Source organism: Kitasatospora sp. NPDC093558 (assembly GCF_040683475.1).
In the GTDB taxonomy this organism is placed as follows: domain Bacteria; phylum Actinomycetota; class Actinomycetes; order Streptomycetales; family Streptomycetaceae; genus Kitasatospora.
Window position 1 is genome coordinate 1 of the sequence record NZ_JBFBDY010000553.1, and the last position, 4,115, is coordinate 4,115.

The following is a 4,115-nucleotide window of genomic DNA, read 5'->3' on the forward strand; positions in this document are numbered from 1 at the left end:
GCGCGGTCGCGTGCGGTCGCTGGCATCTGCCCGTACCGTAGGCGGTCGCGGGCGCCGTCGTCGATCAGCCTGACGGGGTCGATCTCCTGGCGGCCGAGCATCACGTCGTCGTTGGGGCCGTCCGGGCGGTCGGCCAGCGCCTTCGCGATGGCGTCCACCGTGCCGCGCAGCACCCGCACGCGCAGCAGCAGCGCGCCGACGGCCGCCTCCTCGACGTCCGGCATCCGCACCACGCGCAGCACGCCGGACCCGCGCAGCCGGGCCAGGCGGCGGGTGACCGTGCGGGCGGAGACGCCCAGCACCTCGGCGATCCGGCCGGTCTCGGCCCGGCCGTCGAGCTGGAGGGCGCAGACCAGCCGGCGGTCGAGGAGGTCGAGGACGGTGTCCGGATCAGCCGTCGAGAGGTCCATGCTGTCCGATCTCCGTCGCTTGTGACTGCTTGAGCGTCCTGTTCGTCAGCTCCGACGGTACTCCTTGTCCTGCACGGCCGGGCGGTCCGGCCGGGATGGGGGTACGACGATGGACCTGTGGGCGCTGGCCGAGGGTGTGGAGGCCGCGGTGCGCGAGGTCGGCGCGAAGCTGGCGGCGCGCCGGCCCGCGGAGCCGACTCCGGCGCGGACGGCCGAGGAGGCCGTGGCGCGCTTCGCCGAGATCGACAAGCCGGCCGCCGCCGAGCTGCGCGAGCGGCTGGGCGCCCTGCGCCCGCAGGCCGGCCGGCTCGACGACGAGTTCGAGTTCGAGGGCGCCGTGCCCGCCGAGGGCGAATGGTGGCTGTGCGACGCCACCGACGGCGCGGTGCAGTACCTCCTCGGCCTGCCGTACTGGGCCGTCACCGCGACGCTCGTCCGGGACGGCCGGGCCGTGCTGGCCGTGGTCCACGCGCCCGAACTGCTCGGCGGACGGACCTACCGGGCCGTACTCGGCGGCGGCGCCCAGCTGGACGGGCGGCCGATCGCGCCGCTGCCCCGCGAGCTGGGGGCGGCCGTCGCCGCGACCAGCCAGCCGCCGACGGCCGCCGGCGACCCCGTCGCGCTGCGCCGGGCGGGCGCGTCGCTGGCCGCGATGGCCGGCGCCGTCGTCGCGGTGCGCAACCTCGGGCCGACCGCCCTCCAGGTGGCGCAGGTCGGCTCCGGGCACCTCGCGCTGTTCTGGGAGTACGGCGCCGACGCGCCCAACCTGCTGCCCGGCGCGCTGGTCGCGAGCGAGGCGGGCGCGACGGTGACGGACACCACCGGGGCGGCCTGGACGGCCGCGTCCGACGGGTTCCTCGCCGCCGCGCCCGGGCTGCACGCGGACGCGCTCCGGGTACTGCGGGACGTCAACTGACGTGCTGTGGCCGGTCCGTGCCCGTCCGGCCGAGCCCGAACAGGTCCGCCGCGTTGTCGTGACAGACGGCCCGCAGCCACTCCTCCCCCAGGCCGAGACCGGCCAGCGCCTCCAGCTGGTGGACGTACCGGTACGGGATGTTCGGGAAGTCGCTGCCGAGCAGGACGCGCTCCTGCAGCCCGCGCAGGCGCGGGAGTTCGTCGCGCGGGAACGGGACGTCGGCCTCGGCGAAGTCGGTGAACGCGATCGTGGTGTCCAGCCGGACGGCCGGGTGGCGCTCGGCGAGGTCGAGGAAGTCGCGGTACTCGGGCATGCCGAGGTGGGCGACCACCAGCACCAGCCCGGGGTGGCGGGCCACCACCTCGCCGATCGGGCCCGGACCGGTGAACTTGCCCGGCACAGGCCCGGATCCACAGTGCGTCACCACCGGGGTGCCGCTCTCGGCCAGCAGCCCCCACACGTCGTCCAGCCGCTCGTCGGCCGGGTCGTAGCCGCCGACCTGGAGGTGCGCCTTGAACACCCGGGCGCCCTCGTCGATCGCGCGCGCCACGTACTCCGCCGCCCCGGGCTCGGGGAAGAACGTGGCGGTGTGCAGGCAGTCCGGCGTGCGGGCGGCGAAGTCGGCGGCCCACGCGTTCAGCCAGGCGGCCATGCCGGGCTTGTGCGGATAGAGCATGGACGTGAACGCGCGGACGCCGAACTCCCGCAGCCGCCCGACGCGCCGCTCCTCGGCCTCGCGGTAGGTGATCGGCCAGGGGCGGTTCACCAGCGGACCGGCCGCGTCGAAGTACGCCCACACCTTGTCGAGGACGTTCTGCGGCATGAAGTGGGTGTGCACGTCGATCAAGCCGGGCAGGCCGAGCTCCTGCCAGAACTCCCTTACGGCTTCGGCCTCTTGGGCGTCGTGGTCGTCGTGGGTGTCGTGGGCGTTCGGGTTGCTCTGGTCGTTCATGCGGGCACCGGGCGGGCGCGGTCGATGATCTCCGCGACGTCGATGCCCGGCGGCAGGGTGCCGAACGCGCCGCCGTGGTCACCTCCCAGGCGGGTCGCGCAGAACGCGTCGGCCACCGCCGGACTGCCGTACCGGACCAGCAGCGAGCCCTGGAAGGCCAGCGCCATCGCCTCGACCAGGCGACGGGTGCGGTACTCCAGGTCCGTCGGGTCGGTGAGCTGCTTGCGCAGGTCGGCGACGGCCGCGTCCAGGCGGCGGTCCGCGCCGGCGGCGGCGTCGAGTTCGCCGAGGAACGCCTCGACGCTCTCCGGGCTCTTGGCCATGGCCCGCAGCGCGTCCAGGGCGGCGACGTTGCCCGAGCCCTCCCAGATCGAGACCAGCGGCGCCTCGCGGTAGAGCCGCGGCATGCCGGACTCCTCGACGTAGCCGTTGCCGCCCAGGCACTCCAGCGCCTCGGCCGCGTGCGCCGGACCGCGCTTGCAGACCCAGTACTTGGCGACGGCCAGCCCCAGCCGCCGCACCAGCGCCTCGTTCCCGTCCCCCGCGAGCGCGAGGTCGGTGGCGTGGGCCAGCCGCATGGCGACGGCGGTGGCGGCCTCGGACTCGACGACCAGGTCGGCGAGCACGTTGCGCATCAACGGCTGGTCCACCAGCGCCTTGCCGAACGCCCGCCGGTGGATGGCGTGGTGGACGGCCCGGGTCGCGCCGTAGCGCATGCCGGAGGCGCCGCCGACGGTGCAGTCGAGGCGCGTCATGTTGACCATCTCGATGATGGTCGGCACGCCCCGGCCCTCCTCGCCGACCAGCCAGCCGACCGCGCCGTCGTACTCCAGCTCGGCGGAGGCGTTGGACTTGTTGCCCAGCTTGTCCTTGAGCCGCATCAGGTGGAGGCGGTTGCGGCTGCCGTCCGGGAGCACGCGCGGCAGCACGAAGCAGCTGAGCCCGCCCGGCGCCTGGGCGAGCGTCAGGAAGAGGTCGGACATCGGCGCCGAGGTGAACCATTTGTGACCGGTCAGGCGGTACGTGCCGTCCGCGTGCGGGGTCGCCGTGGTGGTGTTCGTGCGGACGTCCGAGCCGCCCTGCTTCTCGGTCATCGACATGCCGGCGATCAGCCCGCGCTTGGTGCGCGGCTCGCGCAGCCCGAAGTCGTACTCCGTGGCCGCCAGCAGCGGCTCCAACTCGGCGGCCAGGGACGGGTTCGCGCGCAGCGCCGGGACGGCGGCGTACGTCATCGAAATCGGGCAGGTGTGGCCCGCCTCGACCTGGCCCCACACGAAGAACTTCGCGGCGCGGGCGGAGTGGGCGCCGGGCCGCTCGTCCCGCCAGGGCGCGGCGTGCAGGCCGTGGGAGACGGCGGTGCGCATCAGCTCGTGCCAGGCCGGGTGGAACTCGACCTCGTCGATCCGGTGGCCGAAGCGGTCGTGGGTGCGCAGCACCGGCGGGTTCTCGTTGGCCAGCCGGCCCCACTCGGCGGCCTGCTCCGAGCCGGCCAGGCGGCCGAGTTCGCGCAGCTCGGGCGCGGCCCAGCCGGCGCCGGCCCGGTCCAGGGCGGCGAGCAGGGTCGGATCGGCGGCGGTGTCGTGTCCGTACGGCAGGGGCACCTGGTTGGTGACCTCATGCGTCGCTGTCATCGCGTCCTCCCAGGGCACGCAGGGTGAAGGAGACCAGGGCGGGGACCACCTCGGCGGTGGCCCTTTCGGCTTCGAGTTCGGGTTCGGATCCGGCTCCGGCTCCGGCTCCGGGTTCGGCTCCGGCCGGGCCGGGGTGGGGCTGCTCGGGGTGGGCCGGGACGGGGTGGGCCGGCTCGCCGGCCAGGGGGCCGGCCAGGGCTTCGCCG

4 protein-coding genes and 1 pseudogene are annotated in these 4,115 nt (G+C 75.0%); 1 reads left to right on the forward strand and 4 read right to left on the reverse strand.

Going from position 1 to position 4,115, the window contains the following annotated elements:
* Positions 1–410 (reverse strand): Lrp/AsnC family transcriptional regulator (locus tag AB0O00_RS31235; protein ID WP_363657477.1); only part of this gene is annotated, 410 nt, incomplete at its 3' end.
* Between the two features lie 109 nt (positions 411–519).
* Between AB0O00_RS31235 and AB0O00_RS31240 the strand changes: the two genes are divergently transcribed.
* Positions 520–1,326, forward strand: coding sequence for an inositol monophosphatase family protein (locus AB0O00_RS31240; RefSeq protein WP_363657479.1), 807 nt, complete (start codon positions 520–522; stop codon positions 1,324–1,326).
* Here AB0O00_RS31240 and AB0O00_RS31245 read toward each other — a convergent pair.
* From AB0O00_RS31245 to AB0O00_RS31255, 3 genes and pseudogenes are all read right to left on the reverse strand, one after another.
* The gene (locus AB0O00_RS31245; RefSeq protein ID WP_363657481.1) at positions 1,319–2,278 is read right to left on the reverse strand and encodes an amidohydrolase family protein; all 960 of its coding nucleotides are present in this window, start codon (positions 2,276–2,278) and stop codon (positions 1,319–1,321) included. The genes AB0O00_RS31240 and AB0O00_RS31245 overlap by 8 nt on opposite strands.
* Positions 2,275–3,909 carry an acyl-CoA dehydrogenase family protein gene (locus AB0O00_RS31250; RefSeq protein ID WP_363657483.1) on the reverse strand — a complete coding sequence of 545 codons (1,635 nt, stop codon included), beginning with the start codon at positions 3,907–3,909 and terminating at the stop codon, positions 2,275–2,277. The genes AB0O00_RS31245 and AB0O00_RS31250 overlap by 4 nt, the downstream gene beginning before the upstream one ends.
* Positions 3,893–4,115: pseudogene (locus tag AB0O00_RS31255) on the reverse strand (hypothetical protein); the annotation flags it as partial. The gene AB0O00_RS31250 and the pseudogene AB0O00_RS31255, both read right to left, overlap by 17 nt.

Excerpts from the sequence above, each read along its gene's own strand:
- AB0O00_RS31240 (WP_363657479.1), top strand. The coding sequence starts at position 520 with ATGGACCTGTGGGCGCTGGCCGAGGGTGTGGAGGCCGCGGTGCGCGAG.
- AB0O00_RS31245 (WP_363657481.1), bottom strand. The coding sequence starts at position 2,278 with ATGAACGACCAGAGCAACCCGAACGCCCACGACACCCACGACGACCAC.
- AB0O00_RS31250 (WP_363657483.1), bottom strand. The coding sequence starts at position 3,909 with ATGACAGCGACGCATGAGGTCACCAACCAGGTGCCCCTGCCGTACGGA.